The sequence below is a fragment of the Mycolicibacterium cosmeticum genome, from assembly GCF_000613185.1.
In the GTDB taxonomy this organism is placed as follows: domain Bacteria; phylum Actinomycetota; class Actinomycetes; order Mycobacteriales; family Mycobacteriaceae; genus Mycobacterium; species Mycobacterium cosmeticum.
Genome location: NZ_CCBB010000001.1, coordinates 2,136,366 through 2,161,291 on the forward strand (window position 1 = coordinate 2,136,366; position 24,926 = coordinate 2,161,291).

Here is a 24,926-nt window from a genome sequence, read left to right on the forward strand (position 1 = left end):
GCCCGGGCTAGCGTGACATGACGGTCCCCGCGCGGATGACACAGGAAGGGGTACGTCATGCTCGTGCACGAGCAAGCGCAGCAGGCCCTGCGTCGGCTGACCGAGGAACTCGCCGAGCGCGGCGAGCACCGGTTGCCGACCGAACGCGCGCTGGCCGAACGCCTGGGAATGTCGCGGACCACGGTGCGCCGGGCACTCGATCTGCTCGAACGCGAGCACCGGATTCGCCGGGTCAAGGGCCGCGCCGGCGGCGCCTACCTGACCGACGTCACCCAACGCGAGGCGTCACCGCAGGCGGCCCGGCCGTTCTGCCAGTCCCACAGCATCGTGCGCAGCTTGAACACCGTGAAGGGAATCCCGGAGATCCTGCACGATCAGGGCTTCCGGGACGGCACCACCGTCATCCGGGCCGGACTGGTGGCCGCGCCGGCGCCGGTCGGTTCGATCCTCGGGGTCGCCGACGGCGAGGCGGTGGTGTCGCTGCTGCGGTTGCGGCATGCCGACGGGGAGACCCTCTCCCTGGAGCAGATGTACCTGCGGCCCGAGTTGGCCGGCGTGTTGCGCACCGGGATGACCTCGGTTTACCGCACCTTGCGCACCCAGTTCGGGGTGGAGATCTGTGTCGCCGACGAGTCGATCGAGGTGGCCAGCGTCTCCAGTGCGGAAGGGAAGTTGCTCGGGCGGCCCGCTGGCACGCCGGTCCTGAAACTGGAACGCCGGGGTTTTGACCAGCGCGGCCGGGCAATCGAGTATTCCGTCGACCTGTTCCGCGCCGACCGCACCCGCCTGCACGTGCGGACGCAATCTCCGGTGACCGCGCAGGCGATGTGAGGCTAGCGGGCGGGGTGTGTGGAAGACCGTTTTACCCCAGTGGGTTTCGACGGGCGCATGGCGCTGTCGTACGTCGATGAGCCGAACGGCTTCTCCCGGATCGCCCGCTCGTTTACTGCCTCTGAGGCAGGGGCCTGGGTAAGCCATCTGCCTCGATGTCGCGGATCGCGCGGCACTTGCAGAATCTCGCGATGACCCTCAATCTTCACGGTTGGAGATCTACGAGGTGTGCGACTGCGACCGCACTCAGGGGTGTCGCGCGGCGCGTCTCGTCGTCGACTTGCACGATGACTGTACGGGCGGAGGCTACACATCGGTCTCGTTGAAAGAGAGCTTGCGCCAGGGTGAATGAGGTGCGGCCGACCGACTCAACGCTCGTGCCGATAGCGACCTCGCCGGGCCAGGTCAACTCCCCGCGAAAGTCCAGCTCCAGACGGGCGATAACAAAGGACTTGTTTGGTTCGACGATGCCACCGTCAGCAGCGTAAAGAAGTTCGACGCGACCGGTTTCCAGCGCCGTCGAAAAGACCGAATTGTTGACGTGCCCTTGCCGATCGGTATCTGCGTAACGCAACTTGTCGTAGGCATGCAAGGAAAACTGTGACAGCGTCGGGGCTTCGTCCATGGCGGTGTCCACTTCTGTCGGTTGATCGCGGAGCGGTCATCACAAGGCGTGACCATCCTGGGATGGTCGCACGGCGGCGAATGTCGCGGCGATAGCGGCGCTGAGTGTGGTCTCGAATGGAGCGCCGTCGCGCTGCACTTTGGCGCGCTGCAGCGTTGGGGCAGAGTTCGCCGCCGAGATCGTGACCGCCGCGGCTGGGCAGCTCGACGTGTCGCGGCGGCCCTCGACCACGGGATCTGGCGGTTCAGCGGGGGCGACGGTGACTGTCGGATATTCGGCTGGCTTCTGTCACCTCGCGCTCATACGATCTCTACCCATGCATGCGCTGTTCTCGGCCGGCGGCCTACCGCTCATGCCGTAGCCCCATCCCGCGGCGAACTGCGGACTCGGTGGGGCTACTTGTCCGAGGAGACCGCCGTGTCCCGTAACGATGCCCACGCCCCTTACCGCGTCCGCGTCGCTCGCCGTGAAGTGGCGGTGCGCGTCGTCCACCGTTGCGGTGGCCGCGACTGCGACTTGCCCGACCTCGATCCCGCCTGGTCGACCGGCCAGATCGGCCGCTGCTACCGGGAGTTCGTCTTCACCGCCACCAATGTGTGCAGCTGCTGGATGTGCCACTGGCACTCGCGTCCGCAGGTGCGCCGCGCAGCGCTGCGCGCTGAGTTGCGTCGGGCGGCTCGGGAGTGGAACGCCGCGGTGCCTATCGACTGAGACTGGAACGCCCCTCCCCAACGATCCAACGGTAGCCTCGGCTCGGGCCGAGGCGTGGGCGCGTGACGACCGCGCCGAGTCCGCACGGTGCAACTCCGAGCAGGACCCGCCGGCCACACCGATTGGCTCAGGTGAGGCAAGCGATCACTGCGGGCCCAAAAGTGGAGTGCCGGCGGCACTGGCAATAGGCACCGTCCGTCGTGTGGAGCAGATCCCCCAGTACGCCGACGAACGGCTGACCGCCGAGTGGGACGGTCGATGCCTGTACTGCGGGCACGAAGTGAGACGGTCTGTGTCAGTTCGTGCCGCGCCGGAGGATTAAGGAATCCGATGTGTCACCTCGTGTCACCTCGGGCCGATCACGAACTGACCCAGAAACGAGAAAAACCACCCGTCAACAGGTGGTTTCTATGGTGGCCAGGGCCGGGATCGAACCGGCGACCTTCCGCTTTTCAGGCGGACGCTCGTACCAACTGAGCTACCTGGCCGGAAGGCGCCGGTCTCTCGACCGAGCAAGCCTTACGCCGCAATACTGCGACCCTGACGGGACTCGAACCCGCGACCTCCGCCGTGACAGGGCGGCGCGCTAACCAACTGCGCCACAGGGCCTTGCTCTTCCTGCGTGCTCCGACGTTGCCGTCGTTGCGTACCCCCAACGGGATTCGAACCCGTGCTACCGCCGTGAAAGGGCGGCGTCCTAGGCCACTAGACGATGGGGGCCTAATCCGAATTCCTCCGGGGTACTCGCAACTTCGTTCCGTTGGGAGCTTCGATAGCTTAGGACACGGCCGCCAGAAATCCCAAACGGGGTCCCCCCGCACTGCTCACCCCGGCCCTGCGGCGGCCCCGCGACGGCAGGCAGTATCCTGTTGCTCCACGCCCCTATAGCTCAGTCGGTAGAGCTACGGACTTTTAATCCGCAGGTCCCAGGTTCGAGCCCTGGTGGGGGCACCACACGTGGTCACGATCACGCGCTCCGCGCGGTGGCGATCTCGTCGGCCAGCGGCGCAACGGCGGCGATGATCTGGGCCACCAACTCATCGGGCACCCCGGCGGCCGACAGGCTGTCGGACAGGTGCCCGGCGACCAGATTGAAATGATGCAAGGTGATGCCCCGGCCTTGATGGACCTGCCGCATCGGGGCGCCGGTGTAGGGTTCCGGTCCGCCGAGTGCGGCGGCGAAGAATTCGGCCTGCTTACCCTTCAGCCGCGCCATGTTGGTGCCGGTGAAAAACCCGGCCAGTTCGTCGTCGGCGAGCACGCGAACGTAGAAGTCCGCCACCACCGCTTCGATGGCGGGGGCGCCGCCGATCTGCTCGTAGATGCTCATGGCACCAGCACACCGCGGCGCCGTTGCCCGGCAATTTCGGCGGCGTTCACGCCACGCTACGAGGACCTCACAGCCGCGCTCAGCCCTCACCGTGTTTGGGCTTGTGCCCGTTGCCGTTTCCCTTGCCGTTCCCGTTGCCACGGCCCTTGGGTGGCCCCTGCTCGTCGACGGGGGCGGGCACCAGCGAGGTCGGCGGCGGCGCCGAGGTGGTGACCGGCGGCGGGGGCGCCTCGGAGGTGGCCGTGCCGGCCGGTCGCGGCGCCACGTTGCGCGACGCGGCGTCGACGACGAAGGCCAGCACCACCAACACCACGACGACGAACGCGCCGATCGCCGCGAGCACCGGCCGGCGCCTGCGCTGCCGCGGCAGCACCGTCGTCGCCGGATCGGGCAGCGGGTGTGCCAGCACCCGCGTCGGCGGGCGCATGGGCGCCTGGCCGGCCAGTACCGCCCGCATCTCGGCGGCGCTGCCGAAGCCACCGGATAATCCTTGTTCGATGGCGGCCACCAGCACCGGGTCGGCGTCGGGGCGCAGGGTGGCCAACGGCGGATACCGCCGCTCCGCCACGGCGCGGGCCAGCTCGGCGAGGTTCTGCTGAGGAAACGGCCGCCGGCCGGACAGCGCCTCATACCCGACCACCGCGACGGCGTACAGATCGTCGGCCACCGTGGCCGGCCGGCCCGCGATCCGGTCGGCGGACAGGTAGGCCACGGTGCCGATGACCTCACCGGTCACAGTGTCGGCCGAGTCGACACTCTTGGCGATGCCGAAGTCGGCCACCTTCGCCGAGCCGTCCTCGGTGAGCAGGATGTTCGCCGGTTTGATGTCCCGGTGCAGCACGCCGGCGCCGTGCGCGGCCGACAACGCCGACAGCACCTGGTCCAGCACCGCACGCACGTGCGGCACAGGCAGCGGGCCATGGTCGAGGGCATCGGCGAGGGTGCGTCCCGGCAGCCGCTCCATGACGATGTACGGCGTCGTGCGATGCTCGCCGACATCGTGTACCGCGACGACGTGGGGATGGCTCAGCCCCGCGGCCGCGCGCGCCTCCACCGCGAACCGCCTGCGGCTGTCCGGCTGCGCGCTCAGCTGTGGATAGAGCATTTTGATCGCGACCGCGCGCCCGAGCCTGACATCCCAGCCCGCGCGGACCTCCGCCATACCGCCGCGGCCCAGCACCCCCCGCAGTTCATATCGGCCGCCGAGAAGTTCCGGCCCCTGCATGCCCTCAACGCTAGCTGTCCGCGGGCCGGCGGTGTCAGCCGACGTTCGGGCAGTAGAAGTTCGGGCTGTCGCGGTATTCGACCGGCGGCAGGTTGCGCGCGGGCGTGTGCACCAGCGGCGCGTCGGCGGGCAGCCGGCCCGTGGCGCGGTCCATCGCGGAGCGCTTGCGCGGGTGCATCAGCCGGCGCTTGGGTCCGTACTTGGACACCAGGGTGATCACGCTGCACAGCCGGTCGTGCCACCACTGTTGCCGGGGCGACCAGGTGTACCCCATGAGTTCGCGCACCGGCGGGTCATACAGTGCGACGGTCATGAAGGTCAGGAAGCGCTGCATCACTTTCAGGTTCAGCGCCCACAACCGATCCGGAACCCATTGCAGCGACGGATGTTTGGGCATGGTCGACAGATCCATCACCTCGCGTGCGGCCCAGTTGTTCTCCAGCACGTTGCGGCACATGTGGTCCCAATACGCCTGGAACTCCTCCCAGCTCTTGGGTACGGGGCGCATGCTCATCCCGTACATGCGGTACCAGGTGACGTGCTCGTCGAACAGTTGGCGTTTGTCCGCCTCGGTCAGTCCGCCGCCGAACTTCTCGGCGGCCAGCAGCGTCGACTTGAAGAAGGTGGCGTGCGCCCAGTAGAAGACGTCGGGATTCAGCGCGCTGTACCGCCGCCCCTGCTCGTCGACCCCTTTGATGCCGATGTGATAGTCGCGCACCTCGGCACCGGTCTGCGGCGCCCGCTCACCGTCGAACACGACGCCGCCGATCGGGTAGATGGACCGCAGCAGCCGTGGGATCCGCTCCATGAAGAAGATCGAGTGCTGCTGCACCGCCGCGCCCAGCTGGGGATGCATGTTCTGCATCGAGCCCGCCCAGGTGCCCTGGAACAACCCCGTCCACTGACCGAAGTACTTCCAGGTCAGCGAGTCCGGGCCGAGCGGGATCGGCGGTGCGTCGTACCCGCCGGACGTCACCGGGCATCCTGCGGCCGGCATCTCGTCCTCGGCCGCCGGGCATGACTGCGACATTTCCTGCGTCACGGGCGCTGTTCCCCTCGCCTCCGAGCCAATTCTGACTACACTCGTTGTCACTATGGAGCTTAGGAGCCGAGAGGCATCCGGTCAACGACGCGGCCGATGGTCGGGTGTCCCCCTGGCCGATCGCCAGGCATTGCGGCGCACGGAGTTGATCGCGGCCGGCATCGAGCTGCTCGGCGGTCCGCAGGGCCCGAGCCTGACCGTCCGCGCGGTATGCCGGGCGGCCGCGTTGACCGAACGCTACTTCTACGAAAGTTTCGGTGACAGAGACGAATTCGTGCGCGCCGTGTACGACGAGGTGTGTACGACGGCGATGTCCACGCTGGCGTCGGCGACCACACCGCGGGAGGCGGTGGAACGCTTCGTCGCCCTGATGGTCGACGATCCCACGCGCGGACGGGTGCTACTGCTGGCACCGGAGCGCGAACCGGTGCTCACCAAGTCGGGTGCCGACTGGATGCCGTCGTTCATCGGCCTGCTGCACAGCAGGCTGCGCCACGTGAGCGATCCCGCCCGCCAGGAGATGATCGCCACCGGCCTGGTGGGCGCGCTGACGGCACTGTTCACCGGCTATCTCAACGGACGGCTGAGCGCGACGCGGGGACAGTTCATCGAGTACTGCAGTGACCTGGTGTTACACCAGGCCCGGGAACAGGAAGAGAGCCCGCTGACTACTGGTCAGGCGTGCTGACCTGGGCCAGCTCCTGCTCCTGCTGGCTGGCGGCCTGCTGCTCGGCGGCCTGCTGCTCGGCCAGCGCCTTGGCTTCGGCCTCGTCGGCGGCGGCCTTGGCGGCCCGGCCCTCCGGGCTGGCCACGGAGGCGCCCGGGTTGGTGGCGGTCGCGACGCCGCCGTTGCAGTTCAGGTAGAACTGCACGGTGTTGGACACGTGCGCACCGTCGTTCGCGCTGGCGAACGGCGCCGTCTGAGAACGGGTGACGATGCAGTCGCCCTGGTCCAGCTTGTCCCCGACCCGGGCGGCGACGACGACCGTCTGACCGGCGTCGCCGGCCGCGGAGCTGGCATCGCTGTAGGTCTGCCCGGCGTAATCATCGGCGGCGGCCACACCCGTACCGAACAACGCGGTAGTGGCTGCCAGCGCACCGACGGTGCCCGACCCCAGAACGATCAGCTTTTTCACGTGTGGCCCTACTCCCATTACTCAGGGTCTTGATGTATGCCGGGCATCGTAACGCGCTGCGCAACCGATCGCAGCCCGTCTGCCGAGCCTGTTTGGTTCCTGAAAAAGAGTGGCAACCGTTACACGACGGGCCCGGCGAGAAACTTGATGTAACCGGGGTCCACAGATATATTGACTGCAACCAACAGGTACAGATAACTGGGAGTGACCGTGTCACAGGACTTGACCGATCTCCAGCTCTTGCACGAGCTGGAGCCCGTGGTCGAAAAGCAGATCAACCGGCATCTGTCCATGCGCAAGGACTGGAATCCGCACGACTACATCCCGTGGTCGGACGGTAAGAACTTTTACGCCTTGGGCGGCGAAGAATGGCATCCCGAGCAGTCGAAGCTGTCCGAGGTCGCCCGCATCGCGATGGTCACCAACCTGCTGACCGAGGACAACCTGCCCTCGTATCACCGTGAGATCGCGATGAACTTCACCATGGACGGCCCGTGGGGCTTTTGGGTGAACCGCTGGACCGCCGAGGAGAACCGGCACGGCATCGCGCTGCGCGACTATCTGTTGGTGACCCGCGCCATCGACCCCATCGAACTCGAGGAGCTGCGCGTCGAGCAGGTCACCCGTGGCTTCTCCCCCGGGCAGAACCAGCAGGGTGGCGACGAGCTGTTCGCCGAGAGCCTGTTCGACTCCGTCATCTACGTGACGTTCCAGGAACTGGCCACCCGAGTCAGCCACCGCAACACCGGCAAGGCCTGCAACGAGCCCATCGCCGATCAGCTGCTCGGCCGCATCTCGGCCGACGAGAACCTGCACATGATCTTCTACCGGGACGTGTCGGCCGCCGGCCTGGACATCGCCCCCAACCAGGCGATGAAGTCGCTGCACAAGGTGCTGACCAACTTCAAGATGCCCGGCTACACGATTCCGGACTTCCGCCGCAAGGCCGTCGTCATCGCCACCGGCGGTGTCTACGACCCGCGTATCCACCTCGACGACATCGTGATGCCGGTGCTCAAGAAGTGGCGCATCTTCGAGCGTGAGGACTTCACCGGCGAGGGCGCCAAGCTGCGCGACGAGATCGGCAAGCACGTCGAGGAGCTCGAGGAGACCTGCGTGAAGTTCGAGATCGCCAAGGAGCGTCGCCTGGAGCGCGAGCGCAAGGTCGCCGAGAAGAAGGCGATGAAGAACCTTCTGGTCAGCTCCTCCGCGGCCGGATGACCCTGACCGCCGTTCAACCGCTTCCGACCCGGTCCGCAGCTTTGCGGATCGGGTCGATCGCGTTGCACAGCCCCGTCGTGCTGGCCCCGATGGCCGGCGTCACCAACGTCGCGTTCCGCACGCTGTGCCGCGAACTGGAGCTGGCCCGCGCAGGTACGGTGAGCGGGCTGTACGTCTGCGAGATGGTCACCGCGCGGGCGCTCGTCGAGCGCCACCCGGTCACCCTGCACATGACCACCTTCGGCCCGACCGAGTCGCCGCGGTCGCTGCAGCTCTACACCGTCGACCCGGATACCACCTACGCCGCGGCCAAGATGATCGTCGACGAGAACATGGCCGACCACATCGACATGAACTTCGGCTGCCCCGTGCCGAAGGTGACCCGGCGCGGCGGCGGCTCGGCCATCCCGTACAAGCGCCGGCTGTTCGGCAAGATCGTCGCGGCCGCGGTGCGCGCCACCGAAGGCACCGACATCCCGGTCACGGTGAAATTCCGCATCGGGATCGACGACGCCCACCACACCCACCTGGATGCCGGCCGGATCGCCGAACAGGAAGGCGCGGCGGCGGTGGCCCTGCACGCCCGCACCGCGGCCCAGCGTTATTCGGGTTCCGCCGACTGGAGCCAGATCGCCGCGCTCAAGCAGCACGTCACCTCGATCCCGGTGCTGGGCAACGGGGACATCTTCAACGCCGACGACGCGCTGGCCATGATGGAGCAGACCGGCTGCGACGGTGTCGTCATCGGCCGCGGTTGCCTGGGCCGGCCCTGGTTGTTCGCCGAATTGTCGGCCGCATTCACCGGCCGGCCGGTCGCGACCCCGCCCACGCTCGGTGAGGTGGCCGACATCATGCGCCGGCACGGTGAGCTGCTGGCCGCCCACTTCGGCGAGGACAAGGGCATGCGCGATATGCGCAAGCACATCGCCTGGTACCTGCACGGATTCCCGGCCGGCGCCGACACCCGCCGGGCGCTGGCCCTGGTGAAGACCCTCGACGAGCTCGACGCCCTGCTGCGCCAGCTCGACGCGGACGTCCCGTTCCCTCCGCACGCCGCCGGTCCGCGCGGCAGGCAGGGCTCGCCGTCGTCGGTGACACTGCCCGAAGGCTGGCTCGACGATCCGGATGACGTCACCGTCCCCGAAGGGGCCGATGTGATGCATTCCGGCGGTTGAATCGAAGCCCCCTGGATAGTTGCGTCCGAAACAAGATCGAGACGGCCTCGTCACATCTTCGGACTGGCTGGCGCTCGGGTTGTCTCAGTACGATGGGGACCCACTTGACCGCTTCCGGTTGGCGGAAGCGGGTGCCGGGCTGCTAGACAACAATGCAGCCCCCACGACCCCCGCGTGTGCAACGGCGCGCACGTCCCCGCGAAAGAGTCGAAGGCCGGTAGGACATGAGTGACGGCGACAACGCCACTCCCGGTCTTTGGGGTCCCCCCGATCACACGCCGTCCACCCCGAGGCTTACCCGATCGACACCGCCGGCACCAGGCGCCGCGCCGTGGGAACGCGCCCAGGGCGTGTTGCCGCCCGATCCCCGGCCCGACGCGGCGGGTACCGGCAACCACACCGACGGCGTGGCGGTCGCCGACCTCATCGCCAAACTTGCCAACGAATCCGGCTCCGGTGGCCGGCGGCGGCGCCGTGCCGACCCGGAAGCCGAACCCGAGCCGGCGCCGCCCGCCGAACCAGCGGTCGAGCACGTCGAACCACCGGTCGCGGCCGAGGCACCCGAACCCCGCGACGAGTCCGGCGATTCCGACACCGAGGTCATGCACGTCGCCCCGGCGTTCGGATCCGGGTACGCGTCCGAGCTTCCGGACCTGGCGCTGTTCACCCATCCCGATCGGCCGACGCCGACCCTGCCCACCGCACCCGCAGCCCGGCGCAGGCACCCGCGGGTGCGCCTCATGGGCCGGGTCGCGGCGGCACTCATCGCGGTGTCCGCCCTGGTGCTGACCGGCGGCGCCTGGCAGTGGCAGTCGATGAAGAACAACAGCCTCAACAAGGTCTCGGCGCTGGACCTCAACTCCCGCGACATCATCGACCCCAACGCCCAGTTCGGTGACGAGAACTTCCTCATCGTCGGGGTGGACAGCCGCATCGGTGCCAACAGCGACATGGGCGCCGGCACCACCGACGACGCCGCCGGGGCGCGGTCGGACACGGTGATGCTGGTGAACATCCCGGCCAACCGCAAACGCGTGGTGGCGGTGTCCTTCCCGCGCGACCTGGCCATCACCCCCACCCAATGCCAGGCGTGGAACCCCGACACCGGGCAGTACGGCCCGGTGTACGACGAGGACACCGGTGAGTACGGGCCCGACGAGGTCTACACCGAGACCAAGTTGAACTCGGCCTACGCGTTCGGCGGCCCCAAGTGCCTGGTGAAGGTCATCCAGAAGCTGTCCGGCCTGTCGATCAACCGCTTCATGGCCGTCGACTTCGCCGGCTTCGCCAAGATGGTCGACGCGCTCGGCGGCGTGGAGGTGTGCAGCACCACCCCGCTGGAAGATTACGAACTCGGGACCGTGCTGGCCCACGCCGGACGGCAGATGGTCGACGGGCACACCGCGCTGCAGTACGTCCGTGCCCGCCAGGTCACCACGGAGGTCAACGGTGACTACGGCCGGATCAAACGCCAGCAACTGTTCCTGTCCTCGCTGCTGCGGTCGCTGATCTCCAAGGACACGTTCTTCTCGCTGAGCAAGCTCAACAACGTCGTCAACATGTTCATCCAGGACAGCTATGTCGACAACATCAGGACCAAGGACCTGGTCGACCTGGGCCAGTCCATCCAGGGCGTGAACGCCGGGCGCATCAGCTTCATCACCGTGCCCACCACCGGCGTGACGGACGCCGACGGTAACGAGCCACCCCGAACCGACGACGTGCACGCCCTGTTCGACGCGATCATCAACGACGACCCGCTGCCCGAGGAACGCAATCCGGACAACACGCCCGTGCCGCAGACCCCGGAGATGCCGGTGGGTCCGGCGGCGGTCGACGCCGAACTCGTCGACGCGGTGGCCACCGATCCCGGTTCGGTGACCGTGCGGGTGTCGAACTCCACCGGCGAGAACGGCCTGGCCGCCGACGCCGCCGCGGCGCTGCAGCAGCATGGCTTCAACGTCGACACCCCCGACGACTACCCCGGTCCGCTGGACGCGACGACGGTGTTCTTCGCGCCGGGCAACGAGCAGGCCGCCGCCACCGTGGCATCGTCGTTCGCCAACGCGACCATCGAGCGGGCCACCGGGCTGGGCGATGTGGTGCGGGTGGTGCTGGGCTCGGACTACCGCGCCGTCGCCCCGCCGTCGCCGAGCGGATCGGCGGTGAAGGTGCACCTGGTGCAGGGCACCGCGGCCGAGCCGACGCACCTGCCCGAGGACCTGACCGTCACCAACGCGGCCGACACCACCTGCGAATAGCCGCTGAGCGAAAGCCTCCGGCATTCATCGTTCGTTCACCTGCACCATCGTGACGATCCCGGCTCGCAACCGTAGGCTTTAACCCATGCGTACCGCGTACCACGAGCAGCTGGACGGCCTCAACGATCGACTCGGCGAGATGTGCGGCCTGGCAGGTCAGGCCATGGAGCGCGCCACTCAGGCCCTGCTGCAAGCCGATCTGGTGTTGGCCGAGCAGGTCATCACCGATCACGAGCGCATCACCGAGGTCAGCAAGCTGGCCGAGGAGGAGGCTTTCGTCATCCTGGCGCTGCAGGCGCCGGTGGCCGGTGACTTGCGGGCGATCGTCAGTTCCATCCAGATCGTCGCCGATGTCGACCGGATGGGCGCGCTGGCCCTGCACGTCGCCAAGATCGCCCGCCGTCGGCACCCGCAGCACGCGCTGCCCGAAGAGGTGAACGGATACTTCGCCGAAATGGGGCGTGTCGCAGTCGAATTGGGCAACAGCGCGCAGGAGGTACTGCGCACACTGGATCCGCAGAAGGCCGCTCAGATCCGCGAAGAAGACGATGCGATGGACGATCTGCATCGCCACCTGTTCTCGGTCCTGATGGACAAGGAGTGGAAGCACGGCGTCACCGCGGCGGTCGACGTGACGCTGCTGAGCCGGTTCTACGAGCGCTTCGCCGACCACGCGGTCGAGGTGGCCCGCCGGGTGATCTTCCAGGTCACCGGTCAGCTGCCCGAGGACGACGACCTCGCCGCACGCTGAGGGCCGTCGCTACCCCCGGGGGGTCATTCCCCGTCGCTGCGCTCGCCCCGGCCATTCCCCGTCGCTGCGCTCGCCCCCTGGAACGATCCGCACCCCGTCCTTGCGTGCGGCCAACAGGTCGCGCAGCACTTTCTCCAGCACCTGCAGGTCCGCATTGCTGTAGCGCTGCAGGAATTCCCGAACGCCGCGGTCCATTTCGTCGTGCAGTTCGGCGTGCGCCGCGGTCAGCAGCTTTCCGTCGACGGTGAGCCCCAGCTGGATCTCCTTGCGGTTTCCCGGAACCGGTGAGCGCTGCACCAGACCGGCGTCCACCAGGCGCTGCACGTGTTTGGACACCGTGCCCTTGAGCTGACCCGACCGGGCGGCCAGCCCGACCAGGCTGGACGGCTCGTCGGCGATGGCGGCGAGCAGGTGCATCGACAACGTGGGCAGCCCGCGGATGACGGGCTCCAACCGCTTGGGGCAGCGCTGCACCATGAAATCGCGTTCCGGGTCACCATCCTCGCCGGTGTCGAACTTGTCCCCGACCGCGCCGACCAGCGTGTTGACCGCGTCGATCAAGGCCGACTTGGTTTTCATGGAAACCATATTGCCATCCGCGGCGCGTCGCCGTACATTGTTTCCATAGAAACGATTTCTATGGAAACAGGAGTTCGGATGAAAGCCGCCGTCGTCACCGAATGGGGCCAGGTGCCCGTCTACACCGAGTTCGCCGAGCCCGAAGCCGGCGACGGGACGGTCGTCGCGGCCGTCGAGGCCTCGGCGCTGACCAACCTCACCCGCGGCATCGTCTCGGGACAGCACTACGCCAGCAAGGAGATTCAGTTACCGGCGATTCCCGGGGTGGACGGCGTGGTCCGGCTCCCCGACGGTCGCCGGGTCTATGCCAGCGTGATCGGAGCGCACGGATTGATGGCCGAGCGCGCCGCGATCAACGCCGAGGGCACCTTCGAGGTGCCCGACGGCGTCGACTCCGTCACCGCCGCAGCCGTTCCCAACCCCGGGATGTCGGCGTGGATGGCACTGCAGCACGGCGCCGCACTGCAGCCGGGCCAGCATGTGCTGGTGCTCGGCGCCACCGGTGTCACCGGTGCGACCGCCGTCCAGGTGGCCAAGTCGCTGTTCGGCGCGGGCCGGGTGGTGGTGGCCGGCCGCGACACCGCTCGCCTGGACTGGTTGGGCACCGTCGGCGCCGACGAGGCCATCGCCATGCGCGAAGAAGACCTCGCCGCCCGCGTGGCCGCCCTGCACACCGAGCGGCCGTTCGACGCCGTGCTGGACTACCTGTGGGGCGAACCGGCGGCCACCGTGCTGCGGGCCCTGGCCGGCAGCCATCCGTCCACGCACTATCACCCGACTCGCTGGGTGCAGATCGGCTCCATGGCCGGACCGGATATCACGTTGCCCGCCGGCCTGCTGCGGGGCACGGCGATCACGTTGTCCGGCATCGGTTTCGGCAGTGTCCCGCCCGACGTACTGGGCCGCGCCCGCACGGAGGCCCTGCCGCTGCTGCTGGACATGGTGGCCGACGGCCGGCTGCACCTGGGCACCACGGCCCGGCCGCTGGCGGAGGTGGCCGAAGTCTGGACCGCCGCCGAGCCGTCCGGTACCCGGGTGGTGCTGGTGCCGTAGCGGCTAGCCGAAGCGGCCGGAGATGTAGTCCTCGGTGGCCTTCTGCGTCGGGTTGGAGAAGATCTTCTCGGTGTCGTCGATCTCGATCAGCTTGCCGGGCTTACCCGTCGCCTCGAGGTTGAAGAACGCGGTCTGATCGCTGACCCGGGCGGCCTGCTGCATGTTGTGCGTGACGATCACGATGGTGAAGTCCTGCTTGAGTTCCGCGATCAGATCCTCGATGGCCAGCGTCGAGATCGGGTCCAGGGCCGAGCAGGGCTCGTCCATCAGCAGCACGTCGGGTTGCACGGCGATGGCCCGGGCGATACACAGCCGCTGCTGCTGACCGCCGGACAGGCCGCCACCGGGCTTGTCGAGGCGGTCCTTCACCTCGTTCCACAGGTTGGCGCCCTTGAGCGAGCGCTCGGCGACCTCGTCGAGGGTCTTCTTGTTGCGCACGCCCTGCAGCTTCAGGCCGGCCACCACATTGTCGCGAATCGACATGGTGGGGAACGGGTTCGGCCGCTGGAACACCATGCCGATGGTCTTGCGCACACCGACCGGGTCCACTCCGGCCCCGTAGATGTCCTCCCCGTCGAGCAGCACCGAGCCCTCGACACGGGCACCCGGAATGACCTCGTGCATGCGATTGAGGGTGCGCAGCACGGTCGACTTGCCGCAGCCGGACGGCCCGATGAAGGCCATCACGCTGCGCGGCTGCACCGACAGTGAGACGTTGGAGACCGCGTGGAACGCGCCGTAATAGATGTTGACGTCTTTGAGATCAAGCCGTTTTGCCATGACGAGCTCCTAAACCTACTAAACCTTCTTGGGGGCAAAGATTTTGGCGACGAACCGGGCGCCGATGTTGAGCACCGCGACCAGCAGGATCAGCGTGAGGGCCGCTCCCCAGAGCCGGTCGGTGGGCACCGGGTTGGCCCCCGCACCGGCGGAGATCTGGTCGTACATCATGCCGGGCAGCGAGCCCATGAAACCGCCGAACATGTCGAAGTTCATCGCCTGCGCGTACCCGACCAGGATGAGCAGCGGTGCCGTCTCACCCATCACCCGGGCCAGCGCCAGCATGATGCCGGTGACGATGCCCGACAGCGCCGTCGGGATGACGATGCGCATGATGGTCTTCCATTTCGGCACGCCCAGTGCGTAACTGGCCTCGCGCAGGTCCATCGGGACGATGCGCAGCATCTCCTCGGTGGCGCGCACGATCACCGGGATCATCAGCAGCACCAGCGCCAGCGACACGGCGAAACCGGATCGCTCGAACCCCAGCGTGGCCACCCAGAGCGCGTAGATGAACAGTGCCGCGACGATGGACGGCACACCGGTGAGGATGTCCACCATGAACGTGGTGACCCTGCCGAGCCGGGTGCCGCCGCCGTACTCGACCAGGTAGACCGCCACCAACACCCCGATCGGGATGGAGATCAGCGAGCACACCAGCCCTTGCAACAGGGTGCCGACGATCGCGTGGTACACGCCGCCGCCCGCGGTGAACGTCGTCATGCCGGCCTGCGAGTTGGTGAACCACACCGGCGAGGTGATCGCCTTGAAACCCTTGACGACCACCGAGTACAGCACCCACGCCAGCGGCACCAGGGCCACCAGCACCGACGCCGTCACCAGCACCGTCGCGATGTTGTTGGTCAGCTTCCGGCGGGCACTGACGCCCTGGAAGACCGGCGCCTTGACCGGCTGCTCGAGCGTGGAGGTCATTTGGCGCCCCTTCCGGCAACCACGGCGCGGGCCAGTGAGTTCACGATGAAGGTCAGGATGAACAGCACCAGGCCGGCCGCGATGTAGGCGCCCGCCTTGTACTGGTCGTTGAATTCGCTTGCGGTGGCCGCGATCTTGCTGGCGAACGTGTAGCCACCGTCGAACAGCGACCACCCAAACGCGGTCTGCGTACCGCGCAGGATGATCAGCAGCGCGATGGTCTCGCCGAGCGCACGGCCGAGGCCGAGCATGGCGCCGCTGATGTAGCCGGACAGGCCGAACGGCAGCACGGTGGTGCGCACCACCTCCCAGCGGGTGGCGCCCAGCGCCAGCGCCGCCTCGATCTGGCCGCGCGGCGTCTGGATGAACACCTCGCGGGTGACCGCGGTGATGATGGGCAGGATCATCACCGCGAGCACGATGCCGGCGGTGAAGATGGTGCCGCCGCCGGCCACCGACGCCGTTCCGGTCTTGAACAGGAACAGCCAGTCCAGGTTCTTGTTGAGCCACACGGCCAGCGGTTTGAGCACGGGGGCCAGCACGTACAGGCCCCACACGCCGTAGACGATGGAGGGCACCGCAGCCAGCAGGTCCACCAGGTAGGCCAGCGGGCCGCGCACTCGCTTGCCGGCGTACTGCGTGAGGAAGATCGCGATGCCCAGCGCCACCGGCATCGCCAGCACCAGCGCGAAGACCGAGACGAACACCGTCACCTGCAGCAGGTCGAAGATGCCGAAGTGCATCGCCGACGTGTCGGTGGTGATCCAGTTGCCGCCGTAGGTGAAGAAGTTCTCCTCGTTGCGGGTCAGCGCCGGGACTGCCCGCCACAGGAGGAACACCCCGATCGCCGCGATGAGCGCGACGATCAGGATGCCCGAACCTTCTGCCAGACCGCGGAAGATGCGGTCTCCCAAGCGCACTTTCGCGCCCTTGGAGGGGTTGGTGGAGATGGGCTCCGGCTCAGGGATGGGCGAGGCGAGTACCTCGCCCGATCCCGCATCGGCTGGATTAGGTGTCGTCACTGTTATCCCGTCAGGGACCTGTTTGGTCATCGGTCCGCAAGTCCATCCTCACCAAAATGGCTGTTGTCCGCCAGCCGTCAGGCGATCGCCGACACGGAGGCCAGCAGGCGCTGCTTGAAGGCGTCCGGCAGGGCGACGTAACCGGCCTGGGACAGGCTGGCCTGCCCCTGGTTGGCGGCCACCGTCAGGAACGACTTGACCGCGGCGGCGGTGTCGGCGTCGTACCCCTTGGAGCAGACGATCTCGTAGGTGGCCAGCATCAGCGGGTAGGCGCCGGCTTCCTTGGAGGCGTAGAGCGCGTTCAGGTCCAGGGTGAGGTCCTTGCCCTCGGCCTTGAACTTGGCGGCGCCGACGGCCTTGGCGGTGGACTCGTCGGTCAGCGCGACCGCGCCGGCCCCGCTGTCGATCTGGGCGTAGGGCAGACCCGCGGCCGCGGCCGGGCTCTTCTCCACGTAGCCGATGGCGCCCGGGGTGGCCTGCACGGCCTGCACCACACCGGAGGACTTCTGCGCGCCCTCACCGGCACCGCCCTGGAATTCCTTGCCCGCACCCTTGGTCCAGGTCTGCGGGGCGGCGGCGGCCAGGTACTTCTGGAAGTTGTCGGTGGTGCCCGACGAGTCCGACCGGTAGATCGGGGTGATGTCCGCATCCGGCAGGGTGGTGCCCGCGTTCAGCGCGGCGATGGCCGGGTCGTTCCACTTCTTGATCTGGCCCTGGAAGATCTTGGCGAGCACGTCGGGGTTGACGACGAGCTTGTCGACGCCCTCGATGTTGTAGGCCAGCGCGACGGGGCCGAAGACCAGCGGCAGGTTCCAGGCCTCGTTGCCGCCGCAGCGGTCGGCGGCCTTCTTGACCTGGTCGTCCTTGAGGGCCGAGTCGGATCCGGCGAAGTCGACCTGCTTGGCGATGAACTGGTCCACACCCGCACCGGAACCGGTCGGGTTGTACGCCAGGGACTTGCCCGAGCAGACCTGGCCCCACACCTTGTTGAACTCGGCGATCGCGTTCTGCTGCGCGGTCGAGCCCTCGGCGGTCAGGCTGTTCTTGCCGGCGCAATCGGCGGCCGAGGCCGAGCTGCCGGAGGCGGCCGACGACGAGGCGGTGCCGGCGTTGTTGTCGCTGCCACAGGCGGCCAGGGTCAGAGCGGCCGCGGCCGACAGCGTGACACCAAAGACCTTGCCAAAGCGATTGAGCTTCACTTATCCCACTTTCGGTTGACGGCTTCAGACTCTCCGGCAACGTATGCGCTGGTGGTGGACTCTTCGCAGATGGAAAGTGAACGGAAGGTGAATAGGTCCAGGGTGTTCACAGGATGCTGAGAATCCGACGCGGACACCCGAGTCGCGGCTCCGCGGGAGCGATTCGGCCTCAGCGCGCGTAGAGCTCGGAGAGCGCGTGCACCAGCGGTGCGAGCTCGGGGAGCTCGCGCGCTTGCGCCAGGGCGGCCTCGAGTGTGGCGTCATGCGTGGGGCGAGCCTCCTGGAGTAACCGGCGGCCCGAATCGGTGAGTTCGGTGTAGATCCCGCGGCGATCCTCGGCACACAGGATCCGCCTGAGCAGCCCGCGGTCCTCGAGGCGGTTGACCAGCCGGGTGGTCGCGCTACTACTCAGGGCGGTGGCCCTGGCGAGCTGCGACATGCGCATATGCCACCCGTCTTGGCGGCTCAATGCGTCGAGCACCGTGTATTCGACGACCGACAGGCTGTGGGCGCGCTGCAACGCCCGCTCGAGATCGGTGTCCAGGGCGCCGTACAGCGCTGCCAGGGTGCGCCAGCCCTGCGCACGGATCTCGACGGCGTCGTCGGCAATCCCCACGGTCATCTCCTCGGTCGACGGCTACATCACACCTTATCAGCTTGCGCCGATATAGCGCGTGTGCAACATTAATGACCGGCGTCTGCAATTACTGCACACGCATGTAACCGGCGTATGCACGCTTGTAGTGAAAGGAATCGCGATGCCCATAGGTCTGCTCGCACTGGCCATCGGCGGATTCGGTATCGGGCTCACCGAGTTCGTCATCATGGGGTTGCTTCCCGAAGTGGCGACCGACTTTGCGGTGAGCGAGGCCACCGCGGGCTATCTGATCTCCGGATACGCCCTCTCGGTGGCGGTCGGCGCCGTCCTGCTCACCGCCGCAGTGACCCGATTCGACCGCAAGCGGGTGCTGCTGGGGCTGATGGTGCTGTTCATCGTGGGCAACCTGATGTCGGCGGTCGCGCCCACCTACGGCGTGATGTTGGGCGGCAGGATCGTCGCCGCCCTGTGCCACGGCGCCTTCTTCGGGATCGGCTCGGTCGTTGCGGCCGACCTGGTGGCCGAGAACAAGCGCGCGAGTGCGATCGCCATGATGTTCGCCGGGCTCACCGTTGCCAATGTGCTCGGCGTTCCCCTGGGTACGCTGCTGGGCCAACAGCTGGGATGGCGTTCGACCTTCTGGGCGATCACCGTCATCGGCGTGATCGCGATGATCGGGATCGCCGCCCTGGTCCCCGATATCGAGCGCGACAACTACACCGGCCTGCGCGGCGAGCTCAGGGCCTTCCGCCATCCCCAGGTGTGGCTGTCCAAGGTGATCACCATTCTCGGCTACGGCGGGATGTTCGGCGCCTTCACCTACATCGCCTTCACCCTCACCGAGGTGAGTGGCTTTGCGTCGTCAAGTGTTCCGTGGCTGCTGGTGCTGTTCGGCGTCGGCCTACTGGTCGGAAACACGTTGGGCGCCAAGGCCGCCGACCGTGCCCTGACCCCCGCCCTGATGTCGATCCTGGCGCTGTTGACCGTCGTGCTGGTCGGGTTCGCGGCCACCGCGCAGTACAAGGTGAGCGCGGTCATCGCCCTGTTCCTCATGGGCGCCTTCGGTTTTGCCACCGTGCCGGGACTTCAGATGCGCATCATGAACTACGCCGCGGGCGCACCCACCCTCGCTTCGGGCGCCAACATCGCCGCGTTCAACGTCGGCAATGCGCTCGGGGCCTGGCTGGGTGGGTTGACCATCGCGGCGGGCCTGGGATTCACCTCACCGATCTGGATGGGCGCCGTCGTCACCGTGGTCGGCCTGATCGTCCTGGTGGGCGCCACGGCCCTGGATCGTTCCGGTGGCCGGACGCCGGCAGCCGGACCCGACAGCAGCGTCGACGCTCACCAGCCGGTGGTGTCCAAGGGCTGAGCGCTATCGCCCGTAGGCCACGTCCGCGCTGAACACGTCGAACCCCAGCCGCCGGTAGGTCTTCACCGCGGCGGTGTTGTCGCCCTCCACGTAGAGGGTGACGTCGGCCCGCGGGGCCAGCCGCTGCGCCAGGTGGTGCAGGCCCACCAGGGTCAGGGTGGCGCCCAGCCCGCGGCCCTGCGCGGCCGGATCGACACCCACCACGTACACCTCGCCCAGCTCCGGATTGTGCACCTTCGTCCAATGGAAGCCGAGCAGCGTGGGCCCGTCGAAGAGAAGGAACAGTCCTGCCGGGTCGAACCAGCCCTCGGCGCGGCGTTCGGCGATATCGGCCTCGGTCCAGCCGCCCTGCTCGGGATGCCAGGAGAACGCGGCGTTGTTGACGCGCAACAACTCGGCGTCGTCGGCGGGGCCGGCGTAGGTGCGCAACCCGTCGGCCGCCGGCAGCGGCGGCAGGTCGGCAAGCCCGCGGCGCATCTGGAGCAGCTCGCGTTTGGGGGTCAGGCCCAGCGTGGCGGCCAGCGCTCGGGCGGGCGCCAGGTTGCCGTGCGCCCAGATCCGGGTGTCGGCGCCGCCGGCCGCCAGACCGGTGCGGGCCAGCTCGGTGCCGATCCCACGTCGTCGCGCGGCCGGATGCACCACCAACTCCGCCATCCCGGGGGCCAGGTTGAGGTATCCGGTCAACTCGTCGCCGTCGGAGGCGAGCAGGTGCCGGGTGTCGTCGCGGCCGAGCTCACGCAACACCTGATCGCCGACCGGGGCGACGCCATCGGTTTCGGTGGCCGCGTCGATGAGCGCGATGATGCGCTGCTGCTCGGATGCCGGCAGGCCGGTCTGCCACGAGATCACTGACTGTGTAGCGGGTCGAACGCCTCGGACGCGGAACCGAAATCGTCGTCGTCGAAGACGTCGTCGTCCCCGTCGTCGGTCTCGGGTGCCGGGGGCCGGCCCCGCGCCGGCCGCACGGCCTTGTATCCGACGTTGCGTACGGTGCCGATCAGGGCTTCGTATTCGGGGCCGAGTTTGGCCCGCAACCGCCGGACGTGCACGTCGACGGTGCGGGTGCCGCCGAAGAAGTCGTAGCCCCAGACCTCCTGGAGCAGCTGCGCGCGGGTGAAGACCCGCCCGGCGTGCTGCGCCAGGTACTTCAGCAGCTCGAATTCCTTATAGGTGAGATCGAGCGGGCGGCCCCGCAACCGGGCGGTATAGGTGCCCTCGTCGATGACGAGCTCACCCAGGGTCACCTTGCCCAGGCTCTCCTGATCGGACACCCCGCCGCGACGGCCGACCAACAACCGCAGCCGGGCGTCGATCTCGGCGGGCCCGGTGCCCGGCAACAAGATCTCGTCGAGGCCCCATTCCACGTTCACGGCCACCAGCCCGCCCTCGTTGACCACGGCGACCACCGGAATCGACGTCCCGGTAGTACCCAGCAGCCGGCACAGGCCGCGGGCCGCGGCCAGATCCGTCCGCGCATCCACGATGGCGACATCGGCCGTGCTGGCCTCCAGCAGCGAGGAAACCTCGGTCGGCGCGGACCGGACGTTGTGTGCCAGCAGGGACAACGACGGCAGCACGGACTCAGGGTTCGGGTCTACGGTGAGTAGCAATAGCTCCAAAAGGCCCTCCGGCGCCCTGGCGGATTCCCTGGGACAACGGTGTCGAAGGTCATCTTCCAGATTCATGGCTGACACGTGGCCGTTACGACCGACGATCACCTGAGGATAGCGTGCTACCTGGTGGTTAGCTGACTTGAATGAGCGCCTGCGGCTGCGGTCGGGCTGCGGTGCGCCAGAATGTCCCGGTGCGCAAACTGCTGGCCGGTCTCATCGCCACCCTCACCGCCGTGGTGGTCGGGGCCGTCGCGGCCGATTTCGGCGCGGCGATCTACGCGGAGTACCGGCTGGCGCGCAGTGTCCGGACCGCGGCGGACCTGTCCTTCGACCCGTGGGCCAGCATCCTGAGCTTTCCGTTCGTCACCCAGGCCGAAAACCATCGCTACAAAGAGGTGGAGATCCGGGCCGCGGGCGTCGATCACCCGGTCACCGGGAAGGTGTCCCTGGAAGCCACCATGCACCGCGTCGACCTGCATGACTCGTCGTGGCTGATCGGCCCCGGCGCCGTCCTGCCGGTCGGCAAGCTGGAGAGCCGGATCATCATCGACTCCCGGCACATCGGCAATGTCATGGGCATCAAAGATCTGCAGATCGAGGCGCCACCGCGGGAATCCAACGATGCCAGCGACAACACCACCGAGTCGGGTATCTCCAGCGGTAACGGGCTGGTGTTCACCGGCACCCCGACCGCCGCGGGCTTCGCCAAGCGGGTCAGCGTGTCGGTCGACCTCACCCTCGACGGCCCCAACCAGTCGACGCTGGTGCTCACCCCGACCGGCGTGCTGACCGGTCCCGGCACCGCGGACCAAACCGTCCCGGAGGACCGGGCCGCGGCGGTGCTGCAGGCCTTCACCTCCCGGGTACCCGGCCAGAAGCTGCCCTTCGGTCTCACGCCCACCTCGGCGGGTGTCCGCGGATCCGACATCATCGTGGAAGGCATAACCGAGGGAGTAACCATCACGCTCGACGGGTTTCGACAGTCATGAACACTTCCATGGCCCTGGCCATCGTCGTGGTGATCGGCGTGCTGGGCATCGGCTATATCGTCGGCCGGCTGGTGACCCTGCGCGCCGGCCTGCTGCGGGCCGCCGCCGAGGATGCCGCCGTCGAGGACGTCGACACCTCCGATCTCGGGCTGTCCGGCACAGGCCCGACGATCGTGCATTTCACCGCCGTCTGGTGCGGCCCGTGCGCGGCAGTGCGCCGCGTCGTCACCCAGGTCTGCGCCGAGCTGCCGGCGGTCGCCCACGTCGAGATCGACATGGACGCCAATCCGGCGGCCGCCCGGCGGCTTTCGGTGTTGTCGCTGCCGACCACGTTCATCTTCGACGCGCAGGGCCGGCAACGCTATCGCGCCACCGGGGTTCCCAAGGCCGCTGACCTGCGTTCGGCGCTGGAACCGCTATTGGCCTGACCACGGGGTCAACAGGTATTGTGTGCGTCGTGTCCGCCCGCCTTGAGCTGCTGCTCACCAAGCGCCGCGCAGTCGATCTGTGCCGCGTCGCGGGTTGTTGCTGTTGTTGTTGTTGTAGCTGCTGAGTAGCCGCGCCTCTTTCACTGCGCCGCGCTCGGGGCCGGGCCTGACTGGCCGGACGTGCCCCAATTCAGCCCCAACCCAGCCACGCAACAGGAGCACGAACATGTCCACCAGCACCACCACCGCCCTCGATCAGGTTGATGTCCGCGGCCCACGCTTCGCCGCCTGGGTCACCACCGCGGTCCTGATCGTCACGCTGCTCGTCGCGCCGATCAGCGCGCCCGCCGCGGCCGTCATCCTCGGCCTGCAAGCCGCCGTCTTCGCGATCGGGGCCACCCTCGGACCCCGCAAGCATCCCTACGGCCGGGTGTTCGCCACCTTCGTCGCGCCGCGGCTGGGCCCGGTCACCGAGAAGGAGCCGGTACCCCCGCTGAAGTTCGCCCAGCTGGTCGGCTTCGTCTTCGCCGTCGTCGGCACCGCGGGTTTCGCGGCCGGACTCGATGCGCTCGGCCTGGTTGCGACCGCGTTCGCCCTGTTCGCGGCGTTCCTGAACGCGGCCTTCGGCATCTGCCTGGGCTGCCAGATCTACCCGTTCGTCGCTCGCCTGCGACGCGCAACCCCCTGACAAGCGGATAACCCGAAAGGAACCACTACATGGCACGCTCCGACGTCCTGGTCTCCACCGACTGGGCCGAGAGCAATCTCGACGCGCCGAACACCGTCTTCGTCGAGGTCGACGAGGACACGTCGGCCTACGAAGGCGGCCACATCGCCGGCGCCGTCCGGCTGGACTGGAAGACCGAGCTGCAGGATCAGGTCAAGCGCGACTTCGTCGACCAGCAGCAGTTCTCGAAGCTGTTGTCCGACAAGGGAATCAGCAACGACGACACCGTGATCCTGTACGGCGGCAACAACAACTGGTTCGCCGCGTACGCGTACTGGTACTTCAAGCTGTACGGCCACGAGAACGTCAAGCTGCTCGACGGTGGCCGCAAGAAGTGGGAACTGGACGGCCGCCCGCTGGTGACGGATGTGCCGGATCGGCCCGCCACCAGCTACACGGCCAAGGCACCCAACAACGCCATCCGCGCCTTCCGCGACGAGGTCATCGCCGCGATCGGCGCCAAGAACCTGGTCGACGTGCGCTCTCCCGACGAGTTCTCCGGCAAGATCCTGGCCCCGGCGCACCTGCCGCAGGAACAGAGCCAGCGGCCCGGCCACATCCCCGGCGCCATCAACGTGCCGTGGAGCAAGGCGGCCAACGAGGACGGCACCTTCAAGTCCGACGAGGACCTGGCCAAGCTGTACGCCGAGGCCGGCCTGGACGGGCAGAAGGAGACCATCGCGTACTGCCGCATCGGTGAGCGTTCCTCGCACACCTGGTTCGTGCTGCAGGAGCTGCTGGGTCACCAGAACGTCAAGAACTACGACGGCAGTTGGACGGAATACGGCTCCCTGGTGGGTGCCCCGATCGAGTTGGGAAGTTGATATGTGCTCTGCACCGAAGCAAGGCGTGACGCTGCCGGCCGGCGTCGACCTGGAGAAGGAAACCGTCATCACCGGTCGCGTGGTGGACGGCAGCGGCCAGGCCGTCGGCGGGGCATTCGTCCGGCTGCTGGACGGCTCTGACGAGTTCACCGCCGAGGTGGTCGCCTCGGCAACCGGTGATTTCCGGTTCTTCGCCGCGCCGGGCACCTGGACCGTGCGGGCGCTCTCGCCCGCCGGTAACGGCGACGCCAGCGTGACCCCGTCGGGCGCCGGTATCCACGAAGTGGACATCAAGGTCGCCTGACGCCGATCAAGGCGAGGCACGAGCCGATGAGAAGTCAGGCCATCGTGCACCGCCTGACGCCGATCGTGTGCCGCTGCGCCCGGACTCCGGTTCGAGCGCAGCGGCCCTCGGCAGTTAGACTCCTGACGTGGTCCTCTTCTTCGAATTCATGCTCGTGGCGGCCGTTGTCGTCATCACCTGGTTCGCGCTGTACGCCC

Annotated in this window: 28 protein-coding genes and 4 tRNA genes; 16 read left to right on the plus strand and 16 right to left on the minus strand. The window is 67.8% G+C overall.

Going from position 1 to position 24,926, the window contains the following annotated elements; translation table 11 throughout:
* The first annotated feature begins 57 nt into the window (after positions 1-57).
* Entirely contained in the window at positions 58-831 is a 774-nt protein-coding gene (locus tag BN977_RS10215; RefSeq protein ID WP_036397451.1) for a GntR family transcriptional regulator, read from the plus strand.
* Positions 832-1,036: 205 nt separating this feature from the next.
* Here BN977_RS10215 and BN977_RS10220 read toward each other — a convergent pair whose 3' ends face one another.
* Complete coding sequence (locus tag BN977_RS10220; protein WP_036398856.1) at positions 1,037-1,456, minus strand: acyl-CoA thioesterase; 420 nt, start codon at positions 1,454-1,456, stop codon at positions 1,037-1,039.
* A gap of 417 nt (positions 1,457-1,873) precedes the next feature.
* Between BN977_RS10220 and BN977_RS10225 the strand changes: the two genes are divergently transcribed.
* On the plus strand, positions 1,874-2,167 hold the full coding sequence (locus BN977_RS10225) for a hypothetical protein (RefSeq protein WP_131590079.1): 294 nt from the start codon (positions 1,874-1,876) through the stop codon (positions 2,165-2,167).
* Between the two features lie 411 nt (positions 2,168-2,578).
* On the opposite strand, the gene BN977_RS10230 is transcribed toward BN977_RS10225, so the two are convergent.
* The 3 genes from BN977_RS10230 to BN977_RS10240 all read right to left on the minus strand — a co-directional run bounded on the left by BN977_RS10230 (position 2,579) and on the right by BN977_RS10240 (position 2,887).
* Positions 2,579-2,655: transfer RNA gene (locus BN977_RS10230), tRNA-Phe, on the minus strand.
* 47 nt (positions 2,656-2,702) lie between these two features.
* Positions 2,703-2,776: transfer RNA gene (locus tag BN977_RS10235), tRNA-Asp, on the minus strand.
* Positions 2,777-2,814: 38 nt separating this feature from the next.
* Positions 2,815-2,887 (minus strand) — tRNA-Glu (locus tag BN977_RS10240).
* Positions 2,888-3,045: 158 nt separating this feature from the next.
* Here BN977_RS10240 and BN977_RS10245 point away from each other — a divergent pair.
* Positions 3,046-3,121, plus strand: a tRNA-Lys gene (locus BN977_RS10245).
* Between the two features lie 13 nt (positions 3,122-3,134).
* Here the strand turns inward: BN977_RS10245 and BN977_RS10250 are convergent.
* The 3 genes from BN977_RS10250 to BN977_RS10260 form a co-directional block, all read right to left on the minus strand.
* Positions 3,135-3,497 (minus strand): group I truncated hemoglobin, encoded by a 363-nt coding sequence (locus tag BN977_RS10250; protein ID WP_036397455.1) that lies wholly within the window; start codon positions 3,495-3,497, stop codon positions 3,135-3,137.
* 79 nt (positions 3,498-3,576) lie between these two features.
* A complete protein-coding gene (locus tag BN977_RS10255) occupies positions 3,577-4,722 on the minus strand; it encodes a serine/threonine-protein kinase (protein ID WP_036397457.1) in 1,146 nt (381 codons plus the stop codon).
* A gap of 34 nt (positions 4,723-4,756) precedes the next feature.
* Positions 4,757-5,752: an oxygenase MpaB family protein gene (locus BN977_RS10260; RefSeq protein WP_084172550.1), complete on the minus strand. Its 996-nt coding sequence runs from the start codon at positions 5,750-5,752 to the stop codon at positions 4,757-4,759.
* A 64-nt stretch (positions 5,753-5,816) separates the two neighbouring features.
* On the opposite strand from BN977_RS10260, the gene BN977_RS10265 reads away from it, so the two are divergent.
* The gene (locus BN977_RS10265) at positions 5,817-6,452 is read left to right on the plus strand and encodes a TetR/AcrR family transcriptional regulator (protein WP_036397459.1); all 636 of its coding nucleotides are present in this window, start codon (positions 5,817-5,819) and stop codon (positions 6,450-6,452) included.
* On the opposite strand, the gene BN977_RS10270 is transcribed toward BN977_RS10265, so the two are convergent.
* Positions 6,433-6,900, minus strand: coding sequence for a hypothetical protein (locus BN977_RS10270; protein WP_036397461.1), 468 nt, complete (start codon positions 6,898-6,900; stop codon positions 6,433-6,435). The genes BN977_RS10265 and BN977_RS10270 overlap by 20 nt on opposite strands.
* Positions 6,901-7,110: 210 nt before the next feature.
* Between BN977_RS10270 and BN977_RS10275 the strand changes: the two genes are divergently transcribed.
* From BN977_RS10275 to phoU, 4 genes are all read left to right on the plus strand, one after another.
* Positions 7,111-8,121 carry an acyl-ACP desaturase gene (locus BN977_RS10275; protein ID WP_036398858.1) on the plus strand — a complete coding sequence of 337 codons (1,011 nt, stop codon included), beginning with the start codon at positions 7,111-7,113 and terminating at the stop codon, positions 8,119-8,121.
* Complete coding sequence (gene dusB, locus BN977_RS10280; RefSeq protein WP_051561250.1) at positions 8,118-9,296, plus strand: tRNA dihydrouridine synthase DusB; 1,179 nt, start codon at positions 8,118-8,120, stop codon at positions 9,294-9,296. Before BN977_RS10275 ends, dusB begins: the two co-directional genes overlap by 4 nt.
* Positions 9,297-9,520: 224 nt before the next feature.
* On the plus strand, positions 9,521-11,557 hold the full coding sequence (locus BN977_RS10285) for an LCP family protein (protein WP_036397462.1): 2,037 nt from the start codon (positions 9,521-9,523) through the stop codon (positions 11,555-11,557).
* Positions 11,558-11,642: 85 nt separating this feature from the next.
* Complete coding sequence (gene phoU, locus BN977_RS10290) at positions 11,643-12,308, plus strand: phosphate signaling complex protein PhoU (protein WP_036397463.1); 666 nt, start codon at positions 11,643-11,645, stop codon at positions 12,306-12,308.
* A gap of 9 nt (positions 12,309-12,317) precedes the next feature.
* Here the strand turns inward: phoU and BN977_RS10295 are convergent, their stop codons facing one another.
* A complete protein-coding gene (locus tag BN977_RS10295; RefSeq protein ID WP_051561254.1) occupies positions 12,318-12,887 on the minus strand; it encodes a MarR family winged helix-turn-helix transcriptional regulator in 570 nt (189 codons plus the stop codon).
* A 78-nt stretch (positions 12,888-12,965) separates the two neighbouring features.
* Here BN977_RS10295 and BN977_RS10300 point away from each other — a divergent pair, with 78 nt between their 5' ends.
* Positions 12,966-13,940, plus strand: coding sequence for a quinone oxidoreductase family protein (locus BN977_RS10300; protein WP_036397464.1), 975 nt, complete (start codon positions 12,966-12,968; stop codon positions 13,938-13,940).
* Between the two features lie 3 nt (positions 13,941-13,943).
* On the opposite strand, the gene pstB is transcribed toward BN977_RS10300, so the two are convergent.
* The 5 genes from pstB to BN977_RS10325 all read right to left on the minus strand — a co-directional run bounded on the left by pstB (position 13,944) and on the right by BN977_RS10325 (position 18,490).
* Entirely contained in the window at positions 13,944-14,720 is a 777-nt protein-coding gene (pstB, locus tag BN977_RS10305) for a phosphate ABC transporter ATP-binding protein PstB (RefSeq protein ID WP_024450105.1), read from the minus strand.
* An 18-nt stretch (positions 14,721-14,738) separates the two neighbouring features.
* The gene (gene pstA / locus BN977_RS10310; protein ID WP_024450106.1) at positions 14,739-15,653 is read right to left on the minus strand and encodes a phosphate ABC transporter permease PstA; all 915 of its coding nucleotides are present in this window, start codon (positions 15,651-15,653) and stop codon (positions 14,739-14,741) included.
* Positions 15,650-16,705, minus strand: a complete 1,056-nt coding sequence (pstC, locus tag BN977_RS10315; RefSeq protein ID WP_036397465.1) for a phosphate ABC transporter permease subunit PstC — start codon at positions 16,703-16,705, stop codon at positions 15,650-15,652. The genes pstA and pstC overlap by 4 nt, the downstream gene beginning before the upstream one ends.
* Positions 16,706-16,752: 47 nt before the next feature.
* Complete coding sequence (gene pstS / locus BN977_RS10320) at positions 16,753-17,874, minus strand: phosphate ABC transporter substrate-binding protein PstS (RefSeq protein ID WP_036397467.1); 1,122 nt, start codon at positions 17,872-17,874, stop codon at positions 16,753-16,755.
* A gap of 169 nt (positions 17,875-18,043) precedes the next feature.
* Positions 18,044-18,490 carry a MarR family winged helix-turn-helix transcriptional regulator gene (locus tag BN977_RS10325; RefSeq protein ID WP_024450109.1) on the minus strand — a complete coding sequence of 149 codons (447 nt, stop codon included), beginning with the start codon at positions 18,488-18,490 and terminating at the stop codon, positions 18,044-18,046.
* A 142-nt stretch (positions 18,491-18,632) separates the two neighbouring features.
* Between BN977_RS10325 and BN977_RS10330 the strand changes: the two genes are divergently transcribed.
* Positions 18,633-19,844 carry an MFS transporter gene (locus BN977_RS10330; RefSeq protein ID WP_084172466.1) on the plus strand — a complete coding sequence of 404 codons (1,212 nt, stop codon included), beginning with the start codon at positions 18,633-18,635 and terminating at the stop codon, positions 19,842-19,844.
* Between the two features lie 3 nt (positions 19,845-19,847).
* Here the strand turns inward: BN977_RS10330 and mshD are convergent, their stop codons facing one another.
* Both mshD and BN977_RS10340 read right to left on the minus strand, forming a co-directional pair.
* Positions 19,848-20,693, minus strand: a complete 846-nt coding sequence (mshD, locus tag BN977_RS10335; protein WP_036397469.1) for a mycothiol synthase — start codon at positions 20,691-20,693, stop codon at positions 19,848-19,850.
* Positions 20,690-21,463 carry a winged helix-turn-helix transcriptional regulator gene (locus BN977_RS10340; protein WP_024450112.1) on the minus strand — a complete coding sequence of 258 codons (774 nt, stop codon included), beginning with the start codon at positions 21,461-21,463 and terminating at the stop codon, positions 20,690-20,692. The genes mshD and BN977_RS10340 overlap by 4 nt, the downstream gene beginning before the upstream one ends.
* A 167-nt stretch (positions 21,464-21,630) precedes the next feature.
* On the opposite strand from BN977_RS10340, the gene lmeA reads away from it, so the two are divergent.
* The 6 genes from lmeA to BN977_RS10365 all read left to right on the plus strand — a co-directional run bounded on the left by lmeA (position 21,631) and on the right by BN977_RS10365 (position 24,729).
* Positions 21,631-22,446: a mannan chain length control protein LmeA gene (gene lmeA, locus BN977_RS10345; RefSeq protein ID WP_024450113.1), complete on the plus strand. Its 816-nt coding sequence runs from the start codon at positions 21,631-21,633 to the stop codon at positions 22,444-22,446.
* Positions 22,443-22,874, plus strand: coding sequence for a thioredoxin family protein (locus BN977_RS10350; protein WP_024450114.1), 432 nt, complete (start codon positions 22,443-22,445; stop codon positions 22,872-22,874). The genes lmeA and BN977_RS10350 overlap by 4 nt, the downstream gene beginning before the upstream one ends.
* A gap of 29 nt (positions 22,875-22,903) precedes the next feature.
* Complete coding sequence (locus BN977_RS33625; RefSeq protein ID WP_407661176.1) at positions 22,904-22,999, plus strand: Ms5788A family Cys-rich leader peptide; 96 nt, start codon at positions 22,904-22,906, stop codon at positions 22,997-22,999.
* 101 nt (positions 23,000-23,100) lie between these two features.
* Positions 23,101-23,562, plus strand: coding sequence for a DUF4395 domain-containing protein (locus tag BN977_RS10355; protein ID WP_024450115.1), 462 nt, complete (start codon positions 23,101-23,103; stop codon positions 23,560-23,562).
* Between the two features lie 29 nt (positions 23,563-23,591).
* On the plus strand, positions 23,592-24,425 hold the full coding sequence (locus tag BN977_RS10360) for a sulfurtransferase (protein WP_024450116.1): 834 nt from the start codon (positions 23,592-23,594) through the stop codon (positions 24,423-24,425).
* 1 nt (position 24,426) lies between these two features.
* Positions 24,427-24,729, plus strand: a complete 303-nt coding sequence (locus tag BN977_RS10365) for a DUF1416 domain-containing protein (RefSeq protein WP_024450117.1) — start codon at positions 24,427-24,429, stop codon at positions 24,727-24,729.
* The last annotated feature ends 197 nt before the right edge of the window (positions 24,730-24,926 follow it).

What these genes read in the sequence shown, in the direction of transcription:
- BN977_RS10360 (WP_024450116.1), top strand. Translation starts at nt 23,592, where the DNA reads ATGGCACGCTCCGACGTCCTGGTCTCCACCGACTGGGCCGAGAGCAAT.
- BN977_RS10300 (WP_036397464.1), top strand. Translation starts at nt 12,966, where the DNA reads ATGAAAGCCGCCGTCGTCACCGAATGGGGCCAGGTGCCCGTCTACACC.
- BN977_RS10215 (WP_036397451.1), top strand. Translation starts at nt 58, where the DNA reads ATGCTCGTGCACGAGCAAGCGCAGCAGGCCCTGCGTCGGCTGACCGAG.
- pstC (WP_036397465.1), bottom strand. Translation starts at nt 16,705, where the DNA reads ATGACCAAACAGGTCCCTGACGGGATAACAGTGACGACACCTAATCCA.
- BN977_RS10260 (WP_084172550.1), bottom strand. Translation starts at nt 5,752, where the DNA reads ATGTCGCAGTCATGCCCGGCGGCCGAGGACGAGATGCCGGCCGCAGGA.
- pstB (WP_024450105.1), bottom strand. Translation starts at nt 14,720, where the DNA reads ATGGCAAAACGGCTTGATCTCAAAGACGTCAACATCTATTACGGCGCG.
- BN977_RS10255 (WP_036397457.1), bottom strand. Translation starts at nt 4,722, where the DNA reads ATGCAGGGGCCGGAACTTCTCGGCGGCCGATATGAACTGCGGGGGGTG.
- pstA (WP_024450106.1), bottom strand. Translation starts at nt 15,653, where the DNA reads ATGACCTCCACGCTCGAGCAGCCGGTCAAGGCGCCGGTCTTCCAGGGC.
- BN977_RS10330 (WP_084172466.1), top strand. Translation starts at nt 18,633, where the DNA reads ATGCCCATAGGTCTGCTCGCACTGGCCATCGGCGGATTCGGTATCGGG.
- BN977_RS10250 (WP_036397455.1), bottom strand. Translation starts at nt 3,497, where the DNA reads ATGAGCATCTACGAGCAGATCGGCGGCGCCCCCGCCATCGAAGCGGTG.
- BN977_RS10220 (WP_036398856.1), bottom strand. Translation starts at nt 1,456, where the DNA reads ATGGACGAAGCCCCGACGCTGTCACAGTTTTCCTTGCATGCCTACGAC.
- BN977_RS10355 (WP_024450115.1), top strand. Translation starts at nt 23,101, where the DNA reads ATGTCCACCAGCACCACCACCGCCCTCGATCAGGTTGATGTCCGCGGC.
- phoU (WP_036397463.1), top strand. Translation starts at nt 11,643, where the DNA reads ATGCGTACCGCGTACCACGAGCAGCTGGACGGCCTCAACGATCGACTC.
- dusB (WP_051561250.1), top strand. Translation starts at nt 8,118, where the DNA reads ATGACCCTGACCGCCGTTCAACCGCTTCCGACCCGGTCCGCAGCTTTG.
- BN977_RS10350 (WP_024450114.1), top strand. Translation starts at nt 22,443, where the DNA reads ATGAACACTTCCATGGCCCTGGCCATCGTCGTGGTGATCGGCGTGCTG.
- BN977_RS10265 (WP_036397459.1), top strand. Translation starts at nt 5,817, where the DNA reads ATGGAGCTTAGGAGCCGAGAGGCATCCGGTCAACGACGCGGCCGATGG.
- BN977_RS10365 (WP_024450117.1), top strand. Translation starts at nt 24,427, where the DNA reads ATGTGCTCTGCACCGAAGCAAGGCGTGACGCTGCCGGCCGGCGTCGAC.
- BN977_RS10285 (WP_036397462.1), top strand. Translation starts at nt 9,521, where the DNA reads ATGAGTGACGGCGACAACGCCACTCCCGGTCTTTGGGGTCCCCCCGAT.
- BN977_RS10295 (WP_051561254.1), bottom strand. Translation starts at nt 12,887, where the DNA reads ATGAAAACCAAGTCGGCCTTGATCGACGCGGTCAACACGCTGGTCGGC.